The following is a 24,861-nucleotide window of genomic DNA, read 5'->3' on the forward strand; positions in this document are numbered from 1 at the left end:
CCATAAGCAAGCTTAAATTCTTACCTTGAGTGGTTAACCAATTTATGTTATGAAATTTGCATTTAGCCTTAAAAATAAACTGAAAATTGCATTCCTTCTTTTCTGCATCATGTGTTGCACTTTACTTATTCGCGTTCTTGAAGATAAAAGCGTAGCCAAAATAAACGAGTCATTTATCTCGATGTATAATGATCGTTTAGTGCCTGCAACAGATCTGTATTTTATTGCAGAAAATCTCTACCATAAAAATGCCATTCTTCAAGATGCTTTAGTGAATCAAAACACTCACTCTTTAAATAGCATTTCAAAAATTAATAAGCATAACCGCAGAATCGATTCTGTAATCAATAAATATGAAATGACCTTGTTAGTAGAACAAGAGCAGACTTTTTTGAACGAACTTAAAAAATCATTAAAGCTCCAACAACAACTGGAAATGAAAGTATTGAATTCCGAAGGAGAGGAGCGCAGTAAAATTTATGGATCTAGGGGGCAAAAAATTACCAATCAAACGTTGGCGAAACTTTCTGCGTTAATTAAAATTCAATCAAAAGTTGGAAACGAATTAATTAAAGATTCTAAGATCTTCGTTTCCGGAACAAAGATTTATTCCACCTTACAAGGGATTTTGGCAGTTCTAATCGGAGTGATGATTGTCTCCATAATCTCTGCATCAAATGTGGTGAAAATATCGAATGAAAAATTTAATCTGAATTAAATTAACCACAGATTTGTTAACATCAACACCGATGATCATTTACATCTGTGTTCATCCTTCTTATCTGTGGTTAACTGGAAATATTTTGTCTTATTCTGCGTCGTCATCAGTTAATAACCGGATAGAATCATCAGAAAGTACAATTAGCCGTTCTTTGTAAAGGGAACCAATGGTTTTCTTAAATGCACTTTTGCTGATTTGAAAACGATGGTATATTTCATCTGGAGTACTTTTGTCGCCAAGTTCGATTACGCCACCACTTTTTTTCAAGGCAGCTAAAATCATCTCTTTAGAATCTAAAATGTGGCCATAGCCGCTAGGTTGTAACGTTAGGTCTATTTTGCCTTCAACACGGATCTTTTTAATCCAGCCTTTGCGCTGTTCCCCAACCTGAATATTATCAAAAACCTCATTATGGTAAAGCAAACCAATATAGGTATTGTTGATGATGGCATTAAAACCCAGATCAGTTTCTTCAGTAATCAATAAACTCACTTCATCGCCTTCTTCGAACTCAAAATTCTCTTCTTCAACAAAGTCGTAGAGTTTCGATGAGGCCAATAAGCGATCGCTGTTTTCATCCAAATACAAATAAACTACATATTTATAACCTTTTTGCATAGGTCTCTTTTGCTCTTTCGAAGGTACATAAACGTCTTTATCGATTCCTAAATCCATAAAAATGCCATCATCGCCATCAGATACTACTTTCAGGAAAGCAAAATCGCCTACCTCTGCATAAGCTTTTTGAGTGGTTCCGGTAAGGCGGCCATCTTTTTGGATGTAAACAAAAACGCTTACGTTATCGCCTATTTCCAATCCGTTAGGCACATATTGGTAAGGTAAGATTACTAACTTCTCACCATCAGTTAAGTTTAAGCCTGCCTCTGTTTTGCTTAAAACTCTTAATTCGTTGTATTTTCCTATTTCAATCATAGTATGGGTTAACCATTTTCTTCAATGGTTCTGTGCAAAGGTAGCAATCTTTGCAGGCAACAATCGATTTAAATTTTTTATCTAATTTAGCCGCTTATCTAAAAATGTCCCAAATATGAACAAGCAGATTCCAAATTTCTTTTTAAGCGACGAGTATTTTATTGATGAAAAGGTAAACTTCCTGAAGTTTGCCAATGAGTATAAGGTTTACAATGACAAGGGCACTCAAATCGGAATTATTAAACAGCGGATCAGCGGCTGGCAAAAAGCATTAACCTTGTTGGTTGATAAGCGCATGATGCCTTTTAAACTGGAAATTACTGACATTAATGACCAACTGCAGGCAACCATCAGCAGAGGCTGGACATTTTGGATGTCGAAAATTATCGTTACAGATCCATCAGGAGTAGAGGTAGGAATTATCAGGCAAAAGTTTAAATTATTTAAACCAACTTTCACTATTTCTGTGCCAGCTACCGGCGAGGAGATTGCAAAAATAACCGGCGATTGGAAAGCCTGGAATTTCAATATCACCAATAATGCAGGTGCCGAAGTGGGTAGAATCAGCAAAAAATGGGCAGGGGCTTTGAAAGAAGTATTTACCACTGCCGATAAATACAACGTTTCTATAGATCCAAGCTACGCGGAAAGCAATCATAAAGTTGCCATAGTAGCAACAGCAATCACCATAGATATGGTATTAAAAGAGAGTAAATAAATTGATTATACAGGTGGTGAATGGCTAATCTGCAGCGCAAGATTTTTTCTACGGCTTAACTTAACCATTCACTCCTCTAATTTTAATAATATTCTTACAGACGATGTCAAATAATTGGGTTAAATTTGATGTCTCACCATTTCAATTCACCTTATGGCAAAACCCAAAGAGGCTAAAAAACCGAGTGTTTTTAGTTTACTTGCATCATATAAAGGCTTAATTTTTCTGTTGATATTATTTGCGCTGCTCAGCAACGGGATTAACTTATTATTGCCTAAAATAATTGCTGACGGGATCGACTCGTATACCAATAAAACGTTCGATCTGCAGTCGGTTTTATTTCAGTTTGCCTTAGCAATAATATTGGTTTTTATTTTTACCTATCTGCAAAGTATTGTTCAAACCTACGCTTCTGAACGTGTTGCCCGAGATTTAAGAACAAAACTTTCCAGTCAGATTTCCCGCCAGAGCCATGCTTATATTATCGAAGCAAATCCATCAAAGCTGCTGACCAACTTAACTGCTGATGCAGATTCCATCAAAATGTTTGTGTCGCAGGCAATTGTTTCGCTGGCATCGTCGCTTTTTCTAATCGTTGGCGCAAGTATTTTACTGTTAATGATTAACTGGAAACTGGCCTTATGCATCATTGCGATTGTACCCATTATTGGCACTGCGTTCTTTATGGTTCTTAAAAAAGTAAAGGTGCTTTTTATCAAGAGCAGGGAAGTAATTGATTGGTTAAATAAGGTAATCAGCGAAAGTATTTTAGGTTCCGCGTTAATTCGGGTGATCAATTCCCAACAGCTGGAGTATCAAAAGTTTTTAGATGCGAATGCCAAAGCAAGGGATTTAGGCTTATCCATTTTGCGTTTATTTGCCGGCTTAATTCCCATTATCATATTCGTTTCTAACCTGGCGGGATTAACCATTCTGGTGCTCGGCGGACACTTCGTGATTTCAGATCAGATGACACTGGGAGAGTTTGCAGCATTTAACAGCTACCTGGCGCTGATCATTTTTCCTATCCTGGTAATTGGGTTTATGAGCAATGTTATTGCCCAGGCATCTGCATCTTACCAGAGAATTGAAAGTGTGCTAAACGCACCAGAGGTGAAGCACCCGGGAACCATCACCGATACTTTGATTGGAGATGTAGACGCAAAAAATATCTCGTTAACTATTGGTCAGAAGCCAATTTTAAAAGATATTTCATTCTCTGTAAAAGCAGGTTCAAGAACAGCCATTATCGGCCCCACTGCTGCAGGGAAAACACAATTACTTTACATCTTAACCGGATTAATCGGGCCAGACACGGGTGAGATTCTCTTTGATCATAAAGAAATTAAGAAATATAACCAGGAAAGTTTTCACCAGCAAGTCGGCTTTGTTTTTCAGGATAGCATCATCTTTAATATGAGCATCCGTGAAAATATTGCGTTCAGCGATACGGTAACCGATGAATCGCTTGAAAAGGCTATACAGACCGCCGAGTTAAAGGATTTTGTTGAGGCCTTGCCGGATAAATTAAATACTATTGTATCTGAACGCGGAAACAGCCTTTCAGGGGGTCAAAAACAACGTATTATGCTGGCGAGGGCATTGGCCGTAAATCCGAAAATTTTATTATTGGATGATTTTACTGCAAGAGTAGACACAAACACTGAAAAGCGGATTGTTGCAAATATTCAGCAAAACTATCCGGGTTTAACTTTAATATCTGTTACTCAGAAAATAGCATCCGTAGAAAATTACGACAAAGTTATTTTGATGATGCAGGGCGAAGTCATCGCCTCCGGTACTCATCAGGAATTGATTCAGAGCAGTCCTGAATATGTTCAAATTTATAACTCACAACAGAGCACAAGCAATTATGAATTACAATCTTAACCAGCTTACCGAAGGGCAGGAAAAGCAATCTACCTATCAGGCGCTAAAGAGATTGCTTAAATTCATTTCTTCCGAACGAAAAAATCTGATCTTTGCGCTGATTACTATCTTAATAAATGCAGGTTTATTGTTGCTGGGGCCGCTTTTGGTTGGTCATACCATCGATAAATATATCAGAACCAAACAATTTCATGGCGTGCTGGTATTCGGAGGAATATTATTGTTGATGTATATGTTTGCCATGATTACGGGATACATCCAAACCAAATTAATGGGAGGCGTTGGTCAGCGCATGTTGTATACCTTAAGAAATGCAATTTTCAATAAGCTTCAGGAATTACCAGTTTCCTTTTTTAACCAAAATAAGGCCGGAGATCTGATTTCCAGGGTAAATAATGATACTGATAAACTCAATCAATTTTTCTCTCAGTCACTGATGCAATTTGTAAGTAGTATCATCACGATGATTGGCGCCGGGGTTTTTCTCTTGTCTATCAATTTTGAACTAGGTGCTGCGGCACTTTCTCCTGCAGTTGTCATTGTAATTTTTACTATGGTCTTATCGCCATGGGTGAAAAGTAAAAATGCAAAAAATCTAAAAAGTGTTGGCGGCATGAGTGCTGAAATTCAGGAAAGTCTGAATAATTTTAAAGTGATTATCGCCTTCAACCGTCGGGATTATTTTAGAAAACGTTTCGATGAGGCAAATCAGGAGAATTATAAAACTGCGATCGGTGCTGGTTTAGCCAATAACATTTTTGTTCCGGTTTATGGTTTGCTTTCCAGTGCGGCACAGTTAATCGTCTTGCTTTTCGGAATTTATTTAATTTCCATTGGAAACTTTACGTTAGGTTTATTGGTGAGTTACATTTCTTACTGTACCAACTTTTATAATCCATTAAGGCAATTGGCTGCCCTTTGGACCAGTTTTCAGGTTGCAATGGCCAGCTGGGACAGAATTTCACAAATCTTATTACTGGAAACTGATCTGGCGCAGGTAGAAGATGATCCGGAAATCACTTCTGATGCTTTGCTGGAATTTAGAAATGTTCATTTTTCTTATGATGACTCAAAAGAAATTCTCCATAACATCAATTTGAAGTTTGAAAAGGGAAAAACGTACGCCTTAATCGGGCCAACGGGCGGTGGTAAAACAACAACCGCATCATTAATTTCCCGCTTGTACGATGCAACAAAAGGTACTGTTTTGCTAAACGGAAAAGATATCCGTTCATTTAGTGCAGAAGAACGCACCCGGAAGATAGGATTTATTCTTCAGGAGCCATTTCTTTTTACCGGGACCGTGAAAGATAATATTTTATACGGAAATAGCCAATACAGGAATGTGAGCGATGATGAGTTAACGAAGATTATAGAAGATGCAAATTTAAACGCCTTACTGGCCATTTTTGATGAAGGTCTGAATACTCAAATTACATCAGGTTCTGATAGCATCAGTTTAGGTCAGAAACAGCTCATTGCATTTATGCGGGCGGTATTAAGAAATCCGGAGTTACTGATATTGGATGAGGCTACTGCAAATATTGATACCATTACAGAACAGTTACTTAGCAGCATTTTGAATAAATTATCAAAAGAAACCACACTTGTAATTATCGCACACCGCTTAAATACAATCGAAAATGCTGATGAAATTTATTTTGTGAACGAAGGAGAGGTGCAGCAGGCAGGAACACTTAGCGATGCACTGAATATGCTGTCAAAAGGGAAAAGAGTAAGTTAAGCAGTCATCTTTTTAATCCCTGTCTTAATTACCTGAATGGTTAGTAAGCTACCAACCATTCAGGGTAAAGTATTTATTTGATTACGGCTTCAAAGGGCATTCTGGCCTGTATTCCGGAACTTGCAATTACTTTTTTCATTTGCTGATAAAGCATGTAATTATCGCCCAGTTCTTGTTTGGTATAATAGGTTTTGATTTTATCAGTACTTTCATCCATAAAAGACTTCAATGGATCAATCACATCCGGATATTCTAAAACTTGAAAATCTTTAATTTTTGCTTTCCTGGCAGCGGCATTAATGGCGTCGTTAAAACTCCCGATTCTATCTGCTAAGCCAATTTGAACAGCATCGGTTCCAATCCATACGTGGCCACCGCCAATGCTGTCTATATAAGCTTTGCTTTTCTTTCTGCCATTTGCAACACGGCTCACAAAACCACTGTAAATCCGGTTCAATTCATTTTGAATGATGAATTTTTCACCGGCAGTCATTGGTCGGTTAGTCGCCATAATATCTGCATACTGACCAGTTTTAACCCCATCAAAAGTAATCCCTAATTTATTGGTCATCAGGTTTTGAAAATTCGGAATGAGTCCGAAAACACCAATGGAACCTGTAATGGTATTTGGCTGAACGAAAATACTATCTGCTGCACAGCCGATGTAATATCCGCCCGATGCGGCAACATCACCAAATGAAGCAATAACTGGTTTTTCTTTTTTGGTAAGGACAATCTCTCTCCAGATTACATCAGAAGCTAAAGCACTACCTCCGGGAGAATTTACACGAATCACTATTGCTTTGATATCGTCATCTAATCTGGCTTTTCTAATTGCTCTCGATATCCTTTCAGAGCCGATTTGATTGTCATTTCCCTCGCCACCGCTAATTTCCCCATTGGCATAAATTACCGCGATCTTGTTTTTACTGTCGCCAGAGGTGGTGTTGTTTTTCGAATAATCGTTGATGTCTACCGAGCGGATGTTTTCACTTTTGGTTCTGCCGGAAATGCCTTTAAGTTCTTCTAAAATCTGATCCTTGTATTTTAATCCATCAACCATTTTATAGTTTAAGGCATCCTGAGGCTGCTGAATCCGATATTGATCAGCGATAGTATATAAGCTATCTCTTTTAATGTCTCTGCTTTTGGCAATGTCAGTTAAAAAAGTATTGTATAAGCCACCCACATAAGCCGTAACCTGCTTGCGGTTATAATCGCTCATTTTATCAAGAATAAACGGCTCAACAGCACTTTTGTAATTTCCAACACGAATCACCTGCATCTCCACACCAACTTTTTCTAAAGTACCTTTAAAGAAGGTCAACTCAGAACTAAAGCCCTTAAATTCTAAAGAACCTTCCGGATTAAGATAAATTTTATCAGCAACAGAGGCCAGGTAATAGGCGCCTTGTGTATAAACTTCGCTGTAGGAAATAATTTTTTTATGCGATTTTTTGAAATCGATCAATGCATTTCTCACCTCACGCATGGTGGCGTAACCTGCATTCGGACTGGTAACATTTAAATAGATGCATTTGATATTGTCGTCGTTCTTTGCTCTTTTAATTGCTCTCAAAAGATCATTTAGTCCGATTCCGTTTTTTTCATCACTTCCTACAATCGGAAGATTACCAAAAGGATTTTTGGGTGTCCGTTCTGTAATTGGCTGATCTAAGTTTAAAAATAGAACTGAATTGCTGGCTACAGAGACTGTTTTGTCATCATCCAGAGAGGAAATCGCACCAACTACGATCACAATAACGATGATAAATATAACAACCAATGAAAGGAAGAAACCCAGCATGGAGGCAAATAGATACTTAAAAAAATCTTTCATTTAAATGTTAGTTTTGTGCTGTAAAGATATAAAAATACATGATGCTTAATAAGGCTTTAGAGTACACGGCTGTTTATTTGTTACTTGGTGGAAATTTAGGAAACAGAGAAGAAAATTTAGAGCAGGCCATTTCACTAATTGGTGCCAATATGGGTAAACTGGAAGCGATTTCTTCCGTTTATGAAACGGCTGCCTGGGGTAAAAATGATCAACCTTCTTTTTTAAATCAGGCCGTTGCAGTGAAGACAAATTTAACCGCAGTACAGGTATTGGAAAATGCTTTAAATATTGAACAGACGCTTGGCCGGGTACGCAAGGAAAAATGGGGAGCGCGATTAATTGATATCGATCTTATTTTCTTTGGAAATGAAGTGATTGATATCGAAAATCTGCTTCAGGTTCCGCACCCTCAAATGCAGTTTCGCAAGTTTGTAATGGCACCTCTGGCAGAGATTGCTCCCCAAATGATACATCCCGTTTTAGGTAAAACTGTACTCGATATCTATGAAAATATTACAGATGAACTGACCGTTCGCAAGTTGTAAATAACTAGCTTTGTTATATGCAAGGTATAAATGATAATCGTCCCTTAGATTTATCATATCTCATCGGAATGGTTGGTCATAATCCAGATTTTATGATCGAGATTTTCGACACCTTTATCGAACACACTCCTGTTTATTTAGCAGAACTCGAAGCAGCTTTGGCCCTCGGAAACTGGAAAGAGGTTAGCAATTGTGCACACAAAATGAAACCCACTTTCAGTTATATTGGCCGGAATGATGTGACGGATTTAATGCAGGCCATTGAGTATAATGCCCGAAACGAAGTAGTTGAGCAGGTTAAATCTGATATAGAACGCTTAAAGGTCGTATCGCAACAGGTTTATGCGCAGCTTGAATTGGAAAAAGAAAATATCAGATCACGATCTTAATATCTGGTTATTGATGAGGTGATTTTTTAACTTTCCGGATCAGAAGATTTGATTAACGCCAAGAAGATAAACATTTTAAGCCCGATACCCGCCCTTTAATTCAAATCTGATGATGAATCGCTGGTTATTCCCCTAAAGTGTATAAAAGACATTGCAATATATAATACCAGCACAAAAGGAATGGCTGCAAATTGTAAAACAGCTATTAATGCCGCAGATAAAATAAGGAAGATAAATTTAATTTTATTTTTCGCCCAGCTGAAATTACTAAACTTTAGTGAGAATATTTTGATTTCACTAATCAGTAAAAAACTGGTGATTGCGGTAATGGCCAATAAGAGTATCGTAGAGCCGATTACGTTAGGATAATCAACTGCAATGTAGGGTAAAGAGCAGATAAACAACGTGTTCATCGGGGTGTTTAAGCCGATAAAATCTTCTGACTGGCGTTCGTCGTTATTGAATTTTGCCAAACGCAGTGCTGAAAAAATGGTGATAATGAAGCCCAGATAGGGAAGGTATTCAGAAGCGTAATCGCTTGCTTTCAGCAAATGAAACATGATCACGCCAGGTAAAAAACCGAAGCTTACCATATCGGCCAAAGAATCTAAATCTTTGCCAATGGCAGATTTTACATTTAATAAACGCGCTATCATTCCATCAAAAAAATCGAAAATTCCGGAGAGGATCACGAAGTAAGCGGCAATTTGTAAATCACCTTTAAATGCAAAAACGATTCCGACGCAACCAGATAGCAGATTTGCACAGGTAATCGCATTAGGTATATGCCTTTTCATTAAGTTTTAAGTTACACGTTATAAGTTTTAAGTGGTATGTTACTTAAAACTTACCACTTAAAACTTATCACTTACTAGCTGTTCATCGAAATTAAAAATTCTTCATTGCTTTTTGTTCCTTTAATTTGTGCCTGAACAAATTCCATTGCTTCCTGACTGTTCATATCTGCAAGGTGGTTACGTAAAATCCATACACGTTGCAAAATATCTCTGTCCAGTAATAAATCATCACGGCGGGTGCTCGATGCCGTAATATCAATAGCAGGGAAGATCCGTTTGTTTGATAATTTACGGTCTAATTGTAACTCCATGTTACCCGTACCTTTAAACTCTTCGAAAATTACCTCATCCATTTTAGAACCTGTATCGGTTAAGGCAGTTGCTAAAATGGTTAATGAACCACCGTTCTCGATATTACGTGCCGCACCAAAGAAACGTTTAGGTTTGTGTAAGGCATTTGCATCAACACCACCCGACAAAATTTTACCAGATGCAGGTGCTGTTGTATTGTAAGCCCTGGCTAAACGTGTAATCGAATCTAACAAGATCACTACATCATGTCCGCTTTCTACCAAACGTTTAGCTTTCTCTAAAACGATATTGGCAATTTTTACGTGACGCTCGGCCGGTTCGTCAAAAGTAGAGGCAATTACCTCAGCCCTTACACTACGGGCCATATCTGTAACCTCTTCCGGACGCTCATCAATTAAAAGAATAATTAAATAAACTTCCGGGTGGTTCTTAGCAATTGCGTTTGCAACTTCTTTAAGTAAATTGGTTTTACCGGTTTTAGGCTGTGCTACAATTAAACCACGTTGTCCTTTACCAATTGGTGTAAATAAATCCATAATACGGGTAGAGTAGTTACTGTTATCCGTAAATAAATTTAATTTTTCTGTTGGGAAAAGCGGGGTTAAATAATCAAAAGGAACACGGTCGCGAACCTCTGCAGGGATTCTGCCGTTGATGGTTTCTACACGAACCAACGGGAAATATTTTTCGCCTTCTTTCGGCGGACGGATACTGCCTTTAACGGTATCTCCGGTTTTAAGGCCGAAAAGTTTTATTTGCGACTGTGATACATAAATATCATCAGGAGAAGTTAAATAGTTATAATCTGCAGAACGTAAGAAACCATATCCATCTGGCATAATTTCTAAAACGCCTTCATTGGTAATTACGTTATCAAAATCTAAATTAGAATAACTGTTTTCGTTTTTATGGTGATTGCCACCTCCAGGTTGCTTTTGCCCCCGGTTCTCCTCCCGTTGGGGTTTTTCTTGTTTCTCTCGGGGCTCTTGCTTTTGTTTCTGGGTTGGTGCTGGCAATACCTCGGCACTTTCTTCTATCAAAGCAGAGATAGGTTTCACACTTTCTTCCGATTCAATCACTCTTTCGGGTTGTCTGTCTGGTTGCCTTTCAGGCTGTTGCTGGTGCTGTGGCTCATCAAATAAAGTAACCGAATCTCTTCTTCTTTCTACAGGAGCAGCGGGTTCATCTTTACTCAATCTAACTCTCTTTTTTACAGGCTTATCAGTAGTGGTGACAGATGCGGCAACCTTTGGCGTTTTTTCTGCCTTTGGTGCTTTTGCTTTAGAAACAGGTGCAGCTGCAACTGCTTCTTCTGCCACTTCTGGTTCACTATAAGGATCTGAACCTGTTTGTGCAGCGTTCATAATTTCTTGTTGGTGCAGAAGTACTTCAACAAGGTCGATTTTTCTTAAGGAATCGGCACTTTCTATGCCATAGGTTTTTGCTAGCTCACGTAATTCGGGTGTGAGTTTATCATTTAATTCTGTTTTGCTAAACATTCTGAATATATATGTTTCAAGAAATTTTTCATTTTTTATAACGGATGCGTCTGTTATAAATCTGTCCGGACTAAATATTTATTAATTTTAAAGCCAGACGGTTTCATTGTGTATAAATTCTTAAGGCTATAAAACCAAAAATGAGTGGTTATTTGGAGTACTCACATGGTTTCATAATTGTTTACGGCTGAATAAAACGATAAATCGCTTTTGAAAAATGGTAACTAAAAACAAATTTTGATAGATTTTTCTGGGATATTCAGATAAACGGCTGAGAAATTATGTTGCAATTGTATGTATTTCAAACGTAATCCGCAAGAAAAAGTTTAAAATGTTTATAAAAATAATAAATGTGCAGACTTTTTCCTGCCATAGGAATCCTAAAAAACAGCATATTTGCAGCAAATAACCCCTTATATGACAAAGCAACAACTTTTCGAGCAAATTCAAAAAAAGCGTTCTTTTTTATGTGTCGGACTGGATTCTTCGCTGGATAAAATTCCACAGCACTTGCTAAAGTACGAAAATCCGATTCTGGAATTTAATAAGCAGATCATTGATGCAACAAAAGATTTATGTGTAGCTTATAAACCAAACACCGCTTTTTATGAATGTTACGGAAAAAAAGGTTGGGAAACATTAATTGAAACCTGGAAATATATTCCAAAGGATATTTTCAGTATTGCTGATGCTAAACGTGGCGACATTGGCAATACTTCGGCCAGGTATGCAAAGACTTTTTTTAATGAAAAATCTTCAGAAATGAGTTTCGATTCTGTAACGGTTGCTCCTTATATGGGAAGCGATTCTGTAACCCCCTTTCTAACTTTCAAAGATAAATGGGTGATATTATTAGCGCTAACATCCAATTCTGGTCATGCAGATTTTCAGCTTCAGGAAGTTGGCGGTGATAAACTTTTTGAAAAGGTGTTGAAAACTTCTCAGGAATGGGCAACTGATGAGCAGATGATGTATGTGGTGGGGGCCACTCGTGGAGCTGCATTTGCCGATGTACGTAAACTTGCACCAGACCATTTTCTCTTGGTGCCAGGTGTTGGCGCACAAGGCGGAGATTTAAAGGAAGTTTGTCAATATGGTTTAAATTCGCAGTGCGGATTACTCATCAATTCTTCCCGTGGAATTATCTACGCAGGGCAGGGGGAAGATTTTGCAGAAAAGGCCAGGGAAGAGGCTTTGAAATTGCAAAAAGAAATGGAACAGATTTTAGTTGAGGCAGATTTAGTTTAGCCACAGATTCGCAGATTTTTTTCAAGTCAATTATTACTTACCAGCCACGGAAACACAGAATACACGGAAAAGAGAAAGATACTTTCCGTCAAATCCGTGTTTCCGTGGTAAAACTTTCTTTTGTAAAAACTTAGTGTCTTTACGATTAATCTGAACCAATCATGAAACCTAAAATAGATTTAAAACTTATACTGGCCTTAACCGGAGTTGCACTAATCTGGGGAACCACCTATCTGGGAATTCGCGTTGCGGTATCGTCCATCCCGGCCTGGTACGTAACGGCCATTCGCCAAACCATAGCCTCCTTAATCATTTTAGTAATTCTTATTAAGCAGAAAGAACTGAAATGGATTGGCTGGCCGAATTTCAAAAGGCAGATTCTGCTTTCTGTTTTAATGGTGGTGATTGCAAACGGCATGACTACTGTTGCAGAGAAAACCATTCCCAGTGGGCTCACCTCCTTAATTAATGCCACTTGTCCGTTATTGGTTTTTTTAGGCTGCGTATTTCTGGGCATTCAAAAAGCCAGCCTGAAAGGATTTATTGGCGTGTTTGTTGGTTTCCTGGGGATTGTTTTTATTTTTAGAGATGGCATAAGCGATTTGCTCGAGCCTGGGTACCGCAATGGGATCTTATCCTTGGTCGTTGCGGTTTCCGGCTGGACTATAGGAACCATTTATTCCAAAAAACACAGTGGAAAACCACAATACATTTTTCTGAACTTATTTTATCAGTTTGTCTTCTCGGCAATTGTTCAACTGGGTCTGGCCCTTGTTTTTTCAGGTAAAGCTAATGTTAGTGCATGGAAAACAGAAAGTATTTTCGCCGCAGTTTATCTGGCGATTTTTGGCTCGGTGCTTGGTTATTTCTGCTATCACTACGCACTTAAAAAAGTCTCGGCTTCTGAAGTTTCTATTCTAACCTACTTCAATACCGTAATTGCTATATTTTTAGGATGGCTGATTTTGAACGAACACGTTGATCTGGATCTGATTGTAGCAACTGTATTAATTATCGCCGGGGTATTTATCACAAATTACAAAAAGAAGGCTGAGCTAAAAGCAGTATAGAAGTTTAAAATTGCTATACTTTCTGTTAGATATCGTGATGACCAATTGAAACACCTTAGTCAGTGTCAGGCTTGCATTCTATTTTAGATTACCCTCGTTTCAACTTATGTATGATATAATCGTTTAATGTAAAACCTTTAGGAATATTTCGTTACCTTCATGAATGAATTTTCCAGAAGATTTTCTGCACTACGTTTGGCAATTTAAGTCTTTTGACTATAAAGATCTTCAGGTATTGAGCGGAGAAGATTTAACTATTATTCATCAGGGATTTTTAAATAAAAATGCAGGTCCTGATTTTAGCAATGCCAAAATCCAGGTAGGAGAGACGGTTTGGGCTGGAAATATAGAGATACATATCAAATCATCTGATTGGTTAAAACATAATCATCAAACTGATAAGTCATATGAAAATGTCATTTTACATGTAGTCTATGAAAATGATGTAGACATAAAGCGCATTGACGGTTCTATTTTGCCGGTGCTGGTTTTGAAGAATAGAATCTCCAACGATCTGATTGAGCGGTATGCTAACTTATTTTTGACGTTGAATGATTTTCCTTGTGCTGCGCAGATTCATACGGTAGATCAGCTTATTATAGATTCCTTTCTTTCCAGAACCTTGATTGAGCGGTTTGAGCAAAAAACGCAAGCTGTATTTGAAACTTTAGATCAAACAAAAGGAAATTGGGATGAGACCTTTTATCGCTTCCTCTCCCGTAACTTTGGATTTAAAGTAAATGCATTTCCGTTCGAGCTTTTGGCTAAAGCAATTCCCCGGCAAATTTTTGGTAAGCATAAAGACCATACTCAACAAATTGAGGCATTGGTATTCGGTGCTGCAGGATTTCTGAATGATCATTTCGAAGAAGAATACCCCGGATTACTACAAAAGGAATTTCAGTTTTTTCAAAGAAAATATCATATCAAACCGATAGAAGTAACCAACTGGAAGTTTATGCGGATGAGGCCACAAAACTTTCCTACCATTCGCCTGGCACAATTTGCTGCACTCATCTACCGGTCTAATCATCTTTTCTCCAAAATTATGGAGATTAAAGATGTGGTAGGTTTAAGAAGTCTGTTTGAAAATCTGCCCGTCAACATTTACTGGCAATCTCACTATCATTTTAAGAAAACGGCAGAGGGTGTAAGTACGCAGATCGGCAAAAGTTCTGTCGATAATATCCTGCTGAATACCATTGCACTATTTCTGTTTGCTTATGGAAAACATACCGGAACCCAGGTTTACATCAGTAGGGCCATTCGCCTTTTAGAAAGTTTGCCGGCGGAAAAAAATGCGATCATTGATAAATTCATTGAAGCAGGAGTTACCATCGATAATGCCTTCTCTTCACAAGCTATCCTGCAATTGAAGAAACAATATTGCGATCGGAAAAAATGCTTATCATGCAGCATTGGGATCAAGATCTTAAAGCAGGTTTAATAAATCTGGTAGTCCTGATGTATTTTCCGAAATTCACATCAACCATTAAAAAAACATTCAGGCAAACATAAAATAGCATGCTCATTTCCAGGTTTATAACGAAGATTTGAAGCTTTATATCGATCTGGAAATTTGGATAAAGGTAATTATAAGGGTTGACGGGTTGGTATTTTAAGTATTGCTAAATATACATTTCAGTATATAAATGTTGGGTATTAACAAAAGGTATATTTACCCTTTTACGAAATAGCGTAGTTCCCGCAAAACATAATCCGTTATCTTCGTGGTAGTTAGAATTAAATCAACGGGACGATTTAGATTTACAACTAATGCAAGAAATCGCATTATTTAGATTAATAATTAGCTATTTGGATAGATAGCCGATTATGAATTAAAGCCTTGCATTATGTAAGGCTTTAATTTTTTTAAAAGAAATATCTCAGGATTTTTCCTTCGCTTTTAACCAGAAAATAAAGATCTCGTAAGTAATTACTATATTGTTAAATTAATCCTAAAGAACATAAATTAATGAGTTGCTTCTAACTGGCGATAATTTAATTCTCAATTGCGCATATATAAGTGCGTATTGAATGTTTGTCGGCATAAAAATTTAAAAATAACAAATCAAACATTATTATTTAATTACGGTTTTAGTATTATGGAATTTCCACACGAACTTAGAGAGCATTATCCGGATAAAATTATTGAGGTAAGGGGAAATGCTGATGCCTTAACGGTTATATTGAAGGCCGGTGTTGATATTGAAAAATTTAAAAATGAATTGAAAAAGAAATACGCCCATTTAGATGATCAACAGATTCTTTTTATCAAACATGAAGATAAGCAGGATTTTGAGAAGCTCATTCTAAATTAGCCTATCTAAATTATTCTTTACATGATGATTTAGTGCGTTTTGCTTGAACATTATGACTAGATTAGTGTTGGAAGTGACGTATTTATTTCGCTTTATTTGATTTGTCTAGTGATTTAGATTTAAAATAAGCTAAAAATGTTTCAGAGAATTATTACCTATTTTGAGCAACGGAGCTTTGGTGTTTCCACTTATCTTGCGAGTAAATTAAATATGAGTACAGCGAAAGTACGCCTGTTTTTCATATACTCTTCTTTTCTGGCCGTAGGTTTCCCTATATTATTTTACTTTCTCGCAGCTGTAGTGCTGGATATCAGAACTTACATGAAAAGAATGCGATTGAGGATTTGGGAGTAATTTTGTATTGCAAGCCAGGTTAACTTTTGGGTTTGTTCCCCCTTCAGGTGGTTAGGGGGTGATCAATCTTCCCTCAAAATCTCTGCTATTTCATTAAAGCCTTTTTCTGCAGCCAAATCGGCCGGAAGTTTTCCGCCTTCCATGCGTAACCCTACCTCTGCACCATGTTCCAGCAGGAGAATAATCAACTCAATATTTCCAAGCTGCGCAGCGGTATGAAGGGGAGCTAAACCCGCCTTCTGACAAACATTTGGATAAGCACCAGCATCTAAAAGCATTTTGGTAATTCCAATATTATTAGCCGAGACCGCAGAGTGGATGGGAAAAACATTAAAGCTATTTTTAGAGGCGAGGTTAACGTCTGCGCCTTTTAATACTAAAAATCTTGCTAAATCTTCATGACCAAAGTAACATGCCAGGCCCAAAGGCGAAAATCCATCCTCAGAGAAAGTATTAATACTCGCAGGGTTTTGAAAAATCAACAACGTGGCGGCATCAAATTTACCAACGGCACAGGCTTCGAATAAGGTCAAGTCATCTGTAAATTCAAGGATTAAATCAGCAATTTGTTGCTTCTTATAATAACAAGCTAATAACAGTGGCGAAATTTGATGTGAAGTATTCGTATCAGCTAGTTTTGGGTTCGCAAGCAAAATATCTTTAACCGCCTGAAAATTGCCCGATTCAATCTGTTCTTCTAGTTGCGCTATGCCCATGTAGAATAATCTTATGTAAAAAACTGACTTAAATTAGTAAAAAATAAGTAATTATCTAATTTTATGGAAGTTTCTCTGATCTTAATCGCCGTGGGTTAAAACCAGGCCATCAGGCGTTCATTTAGTCTTTGATTTTATTACAGGTTGCTTCAGCATCCTACTCCTTAAAAAAATCCCGTTAAGCCCCTCCAGGCCAAACGGGATAAAACCTAAAACAAAATCCGTTTCATTTGTAAAACGTACAACTTGTGTGCTGTTGAAATAATAGACGAATATTTCTGTTTATGGTTTAACCGGGGATTATTCTTTTATTTAATTTCCTGTGGATTTTAAATCATGATACATACAACTATATATTTTATATTTGTTCATTAATTATTATTAGGATAGAAAATGGCGGTAAGGGGAAACCAATTTAAAACCAACACATTCAGAGATAAAGGTGCTGAGAATGCATCTGGCAGGTCATCTTTTAATCGCCAGCCAAAAGAAACAAGAGATTATTTGCCAAATTTCGATTTGCAGGATGGTCGCGCAATAAAAATTGTGGGCCTGTTTTTTGTTATTCTTTCCCTTTATTTCTTAATCGCTTTTACTTCATATTTATTTACCTGGCAAGATGACCAGAGTTATGTAATCGATGCAAATGGTGGTTGGGGAAACTTATTTAAAACAGCAGAAGAATTAAAAGATGCTGGCGTAACCACGCCTGTGGTGCAAAACTGGTTGGGTAAATTCGGTGCGTTGTTATCGCATCAGTTCATTTACGAATGGTTTGGTATCGCATCTTTTCTATTTGTTTTGGCATTCTTCATTATCGGTTACCGGTTATTATTTAAAGTTAAAATTCTTTCGATTTCAAAAACACTGGGTTACAGCTTCTTCTTTTTGTTGTTTATTTCCTTAACCTTCGGTTTTGCACATAGTTTTTGGGCAGAATCTCCACATTATGTTGAAGGCGAATTTGGCTACTGGAGTAATAAATTACTTGCGGCTCAGATCGGAGCTGCGGGAGTTGCAGGTTTAATTGCTTTTGCTGGTTTAACCATATTGATTATTGCCTATAATATCGATTTTAAATTCCCTGAACGTAAAGAGAAAGAAGTGTACCTCGATAATGAAACGCCAGATTTTGTTAATGAAGTAAGGGAGAAGTTTGCTAATAAAAGAGAGACTGAAGAAGAAACCTCTGCGCCAATTGAATTTCCTGTTCGTGAGAAACCACTCGCTGTAAAGGAAAGAAAACAGCAGAACGTTGTTTTGCAACCAAGCAGATATGAGCAACCAGAGGTTGAAGAGCCTTCAGCTGCCCCCGTTGTTTTATCGCCTATGGCTACCAATTTGCCCATGGCCGTTTCTGCCGCAGTCGCCATGCCACTAACCGTAGAGCCTGTTATTGAAGAAGATGCCGAGCCTACTTTTACCATCGAAAAAACCGAAGAAGAGAAAAAATCTGATGACTTAGTGGAACAATTTGGTAATTATGACGAAAAATTAGATTTGTCTGGTTATCGATATCCAACGGTAGATTTATTGGAAAACTACGGCACCAATAAGATTTCTGTTAATGCAGAAGAACTGGAAGCCAATAAAAATAAAATCGTTGAAACCCTCAACCATTATAACATTGAAATTGATAAGATTAAAGCGACTATCGGTCCGACGGTAACCCTTTATGAAATTATTCCTGCGCCAGGTGTTAGAATTTCTAAGATCAAAAATCTGGAAGATGATATTGCGCTTTCATTAGCGGCACTTGGAATCCGGATTATAGCCCCGATGCCCGGGAAAGGAACAATTGGTATTGAAGTTCCGAATCAGCACCCGGAAATGGTGCCGATGAGAAGCATTTTAAATACTGAAAAATGGACTTCCAACACCATGGATCTTCCAATTGCTTTGGGTAAAACCATCAGCAACGAAGTATTTATTGCCGATTTGGCAAAAATGCCTCACTTATTGGTTGCCGGTGCAACTGGTCAGGGTAAATCGGTTGGTATAAATGCTATCCTGGTTTCCCTATTATTTAAAAAGCACCCTGCACAATTAAAGTTTGTACTGGTTGACCCTAAAAAAGTAGAGTTAACTTTGTTTAATAGAATTGAGCGGCACTTTCTGGCGAAACTTCCGGGTGAGGCCGATGCCATTATTACCGATACTAAAAAAGTAGTGAATACTTTAAATTCCCTTTGTATTGAAATGGATCAGCGTTATGATCTGTTAAAGGATGCACAGGTGAGAAATTTAAAGGAATACAATGATAAATTTATCAAGCGCAAGCTTAACCCTAATAACGGTCATCGGTTTTTGCCATTTATTGTATTGGTGGTGGATGAGTTTGCCGATTTAATGATGACGGCTGGTAAAGAAGTTGAAGCACCTATTGCCCGTTTAGCACAGCTGGCAAGGGCCATCGGAATTCACCTGGTACTGGCTACTCAGCGTCCATCGGTTAACATTATCACCGGTACAATTAAGGCCAATTTCCCGGCGAGGTTAGCATTCAGGGTTTTATCGAAAATTGATTCACGGACCATCCTGGATAGTGGTGGCGCCGATCAGTTAATTGGTAGGGGAGATATGCTTTTATCAACAGGGAGCGACTTAATCCGGCTACAGTGTGCATTTGTCGATACACCAGAGGTAGATCGGATTTCTGAATTTATTGGTAATCAACGTGGATACGCTGATGCGTACCAGCTTCCGGAATATATTGATGAAGCTGGCGAAGGAAGCAAAGCAGATTTTGATCCAAATGAGCGTGATAAACATTTTGAAGATGCAGCACGATTAATTGTGATGCACCAGCAAGGCTCAACATCCCTCATCCAGCGAAAATTAAAATTGGGTTATAACCGTGCGGGAAGAATTATCGATCAATTGGAAGCTGCAGGAATTGTTGGTCCGTTTGAGGGAAGTAAAGCCAGGGAAGTTTTGTACCCTGACGAGTATTCTTTGGAACAATTCTTGAATGATATGAACAATAAAGGTTAGATTAAACCATTACGGATAAATCTATTCTAACCTTTCAACAGAAAATTAAAAATACACAAGATGAAGAAATTAATTTCAGCAGCAATGGTTATAGTTGCTTTTACAACGTCAACCTATGCCCAGACTGATGCAAAGGCTAAAGCAATTTTAGCAGAGGTGAGTAAAAAGTATAAGTCGTATGATGTTGTTAAAACCGATTTTTCCTTCACATTAGATAATGCAAAAGCTAAAGTAAAAGAAACGCAGCAAGGTACCTTGTATGTTAAAGCCAATTCAAATAAATACAAAGTGGCGATGACGAATCAAGAATTGTTTAGCGATGGCAAGAGTCAGTGGACTTATCTAAAAAAAGACAAAGAAGTTCAGGTAAGCAATGTTGATAATAGCGGCGAAGGTATCAACCCCGCTAAAATTTTCACTGTTTATGAAAAAGGATTTAAATACATTTATACCGGTGAACAAAAGATTGGTGCGAAAACTTATCAGATGATCGATTTAACGCCTGTTGATGCTAAAAAAGCAATCTTCAAAGTTCGTTTGAGTATAGATAAGGCTGCAAAACAAATTGCAAACGTTGTTTTATTCGATAAAAACGGAAACAAATACACTTATAACGTTAAAACATTTTCTCCTAATGTAAAGGTTCCGGAAACTACTTTCGCATTTGACGCTAAAAAATACCCTGGCGTTGAGGTGGTAGATTTAAGATAAATTTAGAAATATAAATAATAACAAATGGCCCGGCTGTATCAGTCCGGGCCTTTTTTTGTTTTAGCCGTTTAATGTTTCATTAAGTTATTTTTTAAAACTATAGTAAAATAAATTTTGTATTCTTAAGAAGTCAATGTAAGTATGGTAACGTTTGTATAGAAATACGGTTTTTTCAGATGAAATATTGTATTATTATAGTTAATTTCACTTTTAATACTAACCAAATATAAATCTAGAAATGAAAAAAAACTCAGGTATTCTCGTACTCGGGATGGCTATTGCTATGCTCGGATGCAAAAAAGACACTACTTCTATTGCTGACATTGAAAGTGGTCAGTTCATTGTTCAGCCAGACTATTTAGCTGTAAATGCTGCCGCTGCGGTAAGTGCTACTGTAACTACAGAAGCTGCCTTAAAATCGGCTATTTCAAATGCACAACCGGGAGATGTAATCACAGTTAGCGGAACTATTTATTTAACCAGTACTCTGCAACTAATTAAAAGCGGCACATCAGGTTCAAAAATTAACCTTACCGGCGGGATATTGGATTGTTCCAATGTCTCAGGCGCAAATTGGGGAGTTAAAGTGAATGGAAGCTATTGGAACATTACCAATATGACCATCAGAAACGCGCCAGACTGCGGCATCGTGTTCCAAACGGGTGGTTACAATTATGTAAATAATGTAACCACATACGGCAATAAAGATTCTGGTCTTCAAATCTATAATGGCGGACACCACAACAGCATCAACAATTCTACTTCTTATGATAACTATGATGTAGCCAACGGCGGTGAAGATGCAGATGGCTACGCATGTAAACTATCAGCGGGTGCAGGTAATCAGTTCAATTCTTGTAACGCTTATCATAATTCTGATGATGGCTGGGATTTATACGGACAGCCATATACTGTGGTAATTAACAATTGCACTGCAACCAATAATGGTTATGGAGCCAATGGAGATGGAAATGGATTTAAATTAGGTAGCGGCGGACAGAATGTTCCGCATACGGTTACCAACTGTACATCCAATAATAACAAAGGAAGCGGTTATGATGGCAATGGAAATACGGGCCATATTACCACTACGGGTAGCGGGGGTTCTGGTAATGTGAAAGGACTTTTTAATCGTATTTTTTAATATTCTTAATTTGGATAAAAGGCTTCAGACTTTAACAGCTGAAGCCTTTTTTATTGAATATCATTTTTCTGAGCGGCTCGGATATTTGTAACTTTTAATCGATCAATAAGTAAAGTCACCGAAATACTTAAGCACCATAGCTTCAAGCGTCATTTTTTTTACGTTCTATTTATGAATGCTCCTTAGATTTCTCTAAGTTTGTTCCAATGTCGTTGCCATTAACAAATCATACTTTGGAGAAATTGGAACAACTGCTTCTGGCAATGGGTTTCAAGGTTCGTTACGAAAAGGGAAATTTTAAAACAGGTTCTTGTTTGTTGGAACATAACAAAATTATAGTTGTCAATAAATTTTCAAATTTAGAAGGTAAAATAGCTGCACTGGTAGGTCTGGTGAAGCAAACCAATCCAGATGAAAACACGTTAGATGAAAAACAGCGTCAGTTCTTTCATTCATTACAACAAACTAAATTATTTTGATGGTTATAAATTACTTGAATTACGCATTTAAAAAGGAAAGTATAAAAGGATGAAAGTTACTTTTTTAGGTACAGGCACCTCTCAGGGCGTTCCGGTAATTACTTGTAATTGTGAAGTTTGTCAATCTACAGATCCGCGCAATAACCGATTGAGGACATCTGTTTTAGTAGAACTGGCAGATAAAACTATTGTGATTGATAGCGGTCCTGATTTTCGTTGTCAGCTGCTGCGCGAAAAGGTAAAAGACCTGGATGCTGTTTTATTTACACATGAGCATAAAGATCATATTGCAGGACTGGATGATATCCGGCCTTTCAATTATTTGCTTCAAAAGGTAATAGATGTGTATGCAACCGAACGCGTACAAACCGCTCTGAAACGTGAATTCTACTATATTTTTGCCGATACTAAATACTTTGGCTTACCGCAGATAAACCTTCATACTGTTCATAATGGTGAGGCCTTCAAAATAGGAGAAAATACGATCATTCCTTTCGAGGTGATGCATCATTTACTACCCATTACCGGCTACCGGATAGGAGATTTTACTTACGTTACAGATGCTAAAACCATTCCTGATCATTCTTTTGAAAAGATAAAGGGATCTAAAATATTGGTGATTAATGCCCTGCAAAAGGAACCACATATTTCTCATTTTACGCTCGATGAAGCGATTGCATTTGCTGAAAAAGTTGGTGCAGAAACCACTTATCTTACACACATCAGTCATAATTTAGGCCTGCATGAGGAGGTAGAAAAACAGCTTCCGCCAAATATCAGGCTGGCTTATGATGGTTTAAAAATAGAATTATAAAATTGCTATTTCCAAAATCCAAAAATAAACTATATTTGCACTCCACTTACCCAGGTGGCGATCCCGATAGCTATCGGGATGGTAAACGCCTTCGGGAACGATTATGTAGTAAATACCCAGGTGGCGAAATTGGTAGACGCACCAGCTTGAGGGGCTGGCGCCTGTATGGGTGTGGGAGTTCGAATCTCCTCTTGGGTACTTTAAAAGCTTCGGTAGCACCGAAGCTTTTTTGTTTGTTTATGGCAACAGTTTATATCCTTTTTTCTGGAAAATTAAATCGTTTTTACACCGGAAGTTGTCTGGATGTGCTAGAGCGATTACAATCGCATAAGGATAAAATTTTTACGGATAGTTTCACATCTAAGACAGACGATTGGGAACTATTTTTCACTATAAATGACCTCGATTACAAACAGTTTCGATTGATCGAATTACATATTAAAAAAATGAAAAGTGTAATTTATATTAAAAACTTAAAGCAATATCCTGAGCTGGTAGCTAAACTTATTGAGCGATATCGTTAAGGCGGCCCCGATAGCTATCGGGGTGGTAGACGCAACAGCTTGAGGGGCTGGCGCCTGTATGGGTGTGGGAGTTCGATCCGATAGCTATCGGATCTCCTCTTGGGTACAACCGGACTTTGAACAGATCAAAGTCCGGTTTTTTATGTCAAAATCGGTGTTTTAGCATATGCTACCTTGTTCAAAGTATTCCTGTTAATGGTTCAGTCTGGTAAGGGGGGAGTAGGAGATTAGTTTAGAACACTTTTTTATAGTCATTCCCTTAGCCTGATCTGTTATATATGTTTAGCGCCTCATCGATTGTTTTCTTTAAATTTGAAGTATGACCAATTATATTGATGAAATCAGGGGTATACTAACTGCAGCCAGACAAAATGCTTACACTGCTGTGAACGCGGCTATGGTTGAGGCATATTGGCTGATCGGAAAACGTATTGTTGAGCAAGAACAGCATAGTGAAGAAAGAGCTGTTTATGGAGAAGGTATTTTGAAAGAACTTTCTATAGCATTGACAACTGAATTTTGGAAAGGCTTTTCTTACTCAAATTTGCGTAATTTTCGCCAATTTTATCTCACCTATCGTGATAATGAGATTTGCTACACACTGTGTAGCAAATTGACATGGAGCCATAACCGGTTAATTACGAGGGTTGAAAATGAGGCTGCAAGAGGGTTTTATTTAAACGAAGCGGCTGAACAGAACTGGAGTGTTCGAACTCTGGAGCGGAACATTAACACCTTCTATTATCATAGGCTTCTATCTTCGAATGATAAAACTATAAATCGAGAAGATAGTAAGGTATTAGAGAAACAGAGACCTGAAGATTTTATTAAAGATCCATATATTTTTGAATTTCTAAATATTCAGCAACCTGCGACTGCAAATGAGTCTGAAATTGAAACAGCATTAATAGAAAATTTGCAGCAATTTTTATTGGAACTTGGAAAAGGCTTCTCCTTTGTTGGCAGACAGTTTAGGGTAAGCACGGAGATAGATCATTTTTTTATTGATCTGGTCTTTTATTGCATATACCAATAAATTTGACCCCCTTTCGCCAATTTTAAATTGACCCCCAGAGTTGTTGCTTGAAAAAAGCAGAA

23 protein-coding genes and 1 tRNA gene are annotated in these 24,861 nt (G+C 37.6%); 19 read left to right on the plus strand and 5 right to left on the minus strand.

All coding sequences use genetic code 11. The features are described from left to right. Nucleotides 1-49 precede the first annotated feature (49 nt). Nucleotides 50-718: an MCP four helix bundle domain-containing protein gene (locus GJU39_RS18490; RefSeq protein WP_154282483.1), complete on the plus strand. Its 669-nt coding sequence runs from the start codon at nucleotides 50-52 to the stop codon at nucleotides 716-718. 90 nt (nucleotides 719-808) lie between these two features. Here the strand turns inward: GJU39_RS18490 and GJU39_RS18495 are convergent, their stop codons facing one another. Continuing rightward, nucleotides 809-1,654, minus strand: a complete 846-nt coding sequence (locus GJU39_RS18495; protein WP_154282484.1) for a CvfB family protein — start codon at nucleotides 1,652-1,654, stop codon at nucleotides 809-811. Between the two features lie 115 nt (nucleotides 1,655-1,769). On the opposite strand from GJU39_RS18495, the gene GJU39_RS18500 reads away from it, so the two are divergent. The 3 genes from GJU39_RS18500 (at nucleotide 1,770) to GJU39_RS18510 (ending at nucleotide 6,006) form a co-directional block, all read left to right on the plus strand. Next, nucleotides 1,770-2,372 (plus strand): LURP-one-related/scramblase family protein, encoded by a 603-nt coding sequence (locus tag GJU39_RS18500; RefSeq protein ID WP_154282485.1) that lies wholly within the window; start codon nucleotides 1,770-1,772, stop codon nucleotides 2,370-2,372. Nucleotides 2,373-2,525: 153 nt separating this feature from the next. Next, entirely contained in the window at nucleotides 2,526-4,262 is a 1,737-nt protein-coding gene (locus GJU39_RS18505; protein ID WP_154282486.1) for an ABC transporter ATP-binding protein, read from the plus strand. Next, on the plus strand, nucleotides 4,246-6,006 hold the full coding sequence (locus GJU39_RS18510; RefSeq protein ID WP_154282487.1) for an ABC transporter ATP-binding protein: 1,761 nt from the start codon (nucleotides 4,246-4,248) through the stop codon (nucleotides 6,004-6,006). The genes GJU39_RS18505 and GJU39_RS18510 overlap by 17 nt, the downstream gene beginning before the upstream one ends. A 73-nt stretch (nucleotides 6,007-6,079) precedes the next feature. Here GJU39_RS18510 and sppA read toward each other — a convergent pair whose 3' ends face one another. After that, the gene (gene sppA, locus GJU39_RS18515) at nucleotides 6,080-7,846 is read right to left on the minus strand and encodes a signal peptide peptidase SppA (RefSeq protein ID WP_154282488.1); all 1,767 of its coding nucleotides are present in this window, start codon (nucleotides 7,844-7,846) and stop codon (nucleotides 6,080-6,082) included. 38 nt (nucleotides 7,847-7,884) lie between these two features. On the opposite strand from sppA, the gene folK reads away from it, so the two are divergent. Continuing rightward, complete coding sequence (gene folK / locus GJU39_RS18520) at nucleotides 7,885-8,391, plus strand: 2-amino-4-hydroxy-6-hydroxymethyldihydropteridine diphosphokinase (RefSeq protein WP_154282489.1); 507 nt, start codon at nucleotides 7,885-7,887, stop codon at nucleotides 8,389-8,391. 17 nt (nucleotides 8,392-8,408) lie between these two features. After that, nucleotides 8,409-8,780, plus strand: coding sequence for an Hpt domain-containing protein (locus GJU39_RS18525; RefSeq protein WP_154282490.1), 372 nt, complete (start codon nucleotides 8,409-8,411; stop codon nucleotides 8,778-8,780). 95 nt (nucleotides 8,781-8,875) lie between these two features. Here GJU39_RS18525 and pssA read toward each other — a convergent pair whose 3' ends face one another. Both pssA and rho read right to left on the minus strand, forming a co-directional pair. Continuing rightward, on the minus strand, nucleotides 8,876-9,577 hold the full coding sequence (gene pssA / locus GJU39_RS18530) for a CDP-diacylglycerol--serine O-phosphatidyltransferase (RefSeq protein WP_154282491.1): 702 nt from the start codon (nucleotides 9,575-9,577) through the stop codon (nucleotides 8,876-8,878). A gap of 74 nt (nucleotides 9,578-9,651) precedes the next feature. Beyond that, nucleotides 9,652-11,388: a transcription termination factor Rho gene (rho, locus tag GJU39_RS18535; RefSeq protein WP_154282492.1), complete on the minus strand. Its 1,737-nt coding sequence runs from the start codon at nucleotides 11,386-11,388 to the stop codon at nucleotides 9,652-9,654. Between the two features lie 417 nt (nucleotides 11,389-11,805). On the opposite strand from rho, the gene pyrF reads away from it, so the two are divergent. The 5 genes from pyrF to GJU39_RS18560 all read left to right on the plus strand — a co-directional run bounded on the left by pyrF (nucleotide 11,806) and on the right by GJU39_RS18560 (nucleotide 16,381). Next, nucleotides 11,806-12,636, plus strand: a complete 831-nt coding sequence (pyrF, locus tag GJU39_RS18540) for an orotidine-5'-phosphate decarboxylase (RefSeq protein WP_154282493.1) — start codon at nucleotides 11,806-11,808, stop codon at nucleotides 12,634-12,636. A gap of 161 nt (nucleotides 12,637-12,797) precedes the next feature. Beyond that, nucleotides 12,798-13,706 (plus strand): DMT family transporter, encoded by a 909-nt coding sequence (locus GJU39_RS18545; RefSeq protein WP_154282494.1) that lies wholly within the window; start codon nucleotides 12,798-12,800, stop codon nucleotides 13,704-13,706. Nucleotides 13,707-13,869: 163 nt separating this feature from the next. Then, nucleotides 13,870-15,153: a DUF2851 family protein gene (locus GJU39_RS18550; protein WP_154282495.1), complete on the plus strand. Its 1,284-nt coding sequence runs from the start codon at nucleotides 13,870-13,872 to the stop codon at nucleotides 15,151-15,153. Nucleotides 15,154-15,811: 658 nt separating this feature from the next. Further along, nucleotides 15,812-16,027, plus strand: coding sequence for a hypothetical protein (locus GJU39_RS18555; RefSeq protein ID WP_154282496.1), 216 nt, complete (start codon nucleotides 15,812-15,814; stop codon nucleotides 16,025-16,027). Nucleotides 16,028-16,162: 135 nt separating this feature from the next. Next, nucleotides 16,163-16,381, plus strand: a complete 219-nt coding sequence (locus tag GJU39_RS18560) for a PspC family transcriptional regulator (RefSeq protein ID WP_154282497.1) — start codon at nucleotides 16,163-16,165, stop codon at nucleotides 16,379-16,381. A gap of 62 nt (nucleotides 16,382-16,443) precedes the next feature. Here GJU39_RS18560 and GJU39_RS18565 read toward each other — a convergent pair whose 3' ends face one another. Continuing rightward, on the minus strand, nucleotides 16,444-17,097 hold the full coding sequence (locus GJU39_RS18565; protein WP_154282498.1) for an ankyrin repeat domain-containing protein: 654 nt from the start codon (nucleotides 17,095-17,097) through the stop codon (nucleotides 16,444-16,446). A gap of 393 nt (nucleotides 17,098-17,490) precedes the next feature. Between GJU39_RS18565 and GJU39_RS18570 the strand changes: the two genes are divergently transcribed. The 8 genes from GJU39_RS18570 to GJU39_RS18605 all read left to right on the plus strand — a co-directional run bounded on the left by GJU39_RS18570 (nucleotide 17,491) and on the right by GJU39_RS18605 (nucleotide 24,799). Further along, entirely contained in the window at nucleotides 17,491-20,091 is a 2,601-nt protein-coding gene (locus GJU39_RS18570; protein WP_154282499.1) for an FtsK/SpoIIIE family DNA translocase, read from the plus strand. A 60-nt stretch (nucleotides 20,092-20,151) separates the two neighbouring features. Then, entirely contained in the window at nucleotides 20,152-20,802 is a 651-nt protein-coding gene (locus GJU39_RS18575) for a LolA family protein (protein WP_154282500.1), read from the plus strand. A gap of 238 nt (nucleotides 20,803-21,040) precedes the next feature. Beyond that, a complete protein-coding gene (locus GJU39_RS18580; RefSeq protein ID WP_154282501.1) occupies nucleotides 21,041-21,946 on the plus strand; it encodes a right-handed parallel beta-helix repeat-containing protein in 906 nt (301 codons plus the stop codon). Nucleotides 21,947-22,152: 206 nt separating this feature from the next. Next, entirely contained in the window at nucleotides 22,153-22,425 is a 273-nt protein-coding gene (locus GJU39_RS18585) for a hypothetical protein (RefSeq protein ID WP_154282502.1), read from the plus strand. Between the two features lie 49 nt (nucleotides 22,426-22,474). Continuing rightward, the gene (locus GJU39_RS18590) at nucleotides 22,475-23,239 is read left to right on the plus strand and encodes an MBL fold metallo-hydrolase (RefSeq protein ID WP_154282503.1); all 765 of its coding nucleotides are present in this window, start codon (nucleotides 22,475-22,477) and stop codon (nucleotides 23,237-23,239) included. 114 nt (nucleotides 23,240-23,353) lie between these two features. Beyond that, a tRNA-Leu gene (locus GJU39_RS18595) sits at nucleotides 23,354-23,437 on the plus strand. Between the two features lie 41 nt (nucleotides 23,438-23,478). Next, nucleotides 23,479-23,763 (plus strand): GIY-YIG nuclease family protein, encoded by a 285-nt coding sequence (locus tag GJU39_RS18600; RefSeq protein ID WP_154282504.1) that lies wholly within the window; start codon nucleotides 23,479-23,481, stop codon nucleotides 23,761-23,763. A 319-nt stretch (nucleotides 23,764-24,082) separates the two neighbouring features. Continuing rightward, nucleotides 24,083-24,799 carry a PDDEXK nuclease domain-containing protein gene (locus GJU39_RS18605; RefSeq protein ID WP_154282505.1) on the plus strand — a complete coding sequence of 239 codons (717 nt, stop codon included), beginning with the start codon at nucleotides 24,083-24,085 and terminating at the stop codon, nucleotides 24,797-24,799. Nucleotides 24,800-24,861 lie beyond the last annotated feature (62 nt).

This window comes from Pedobacter petrophilus, from assembly GCF_009674725.1.
Lineage (GTDB): Bacteria > Bacteroidota > Bacteroidia > Sphingobacteriales > Sphingobacteriaceae > Pedobacter > Pedobacter petrophilus.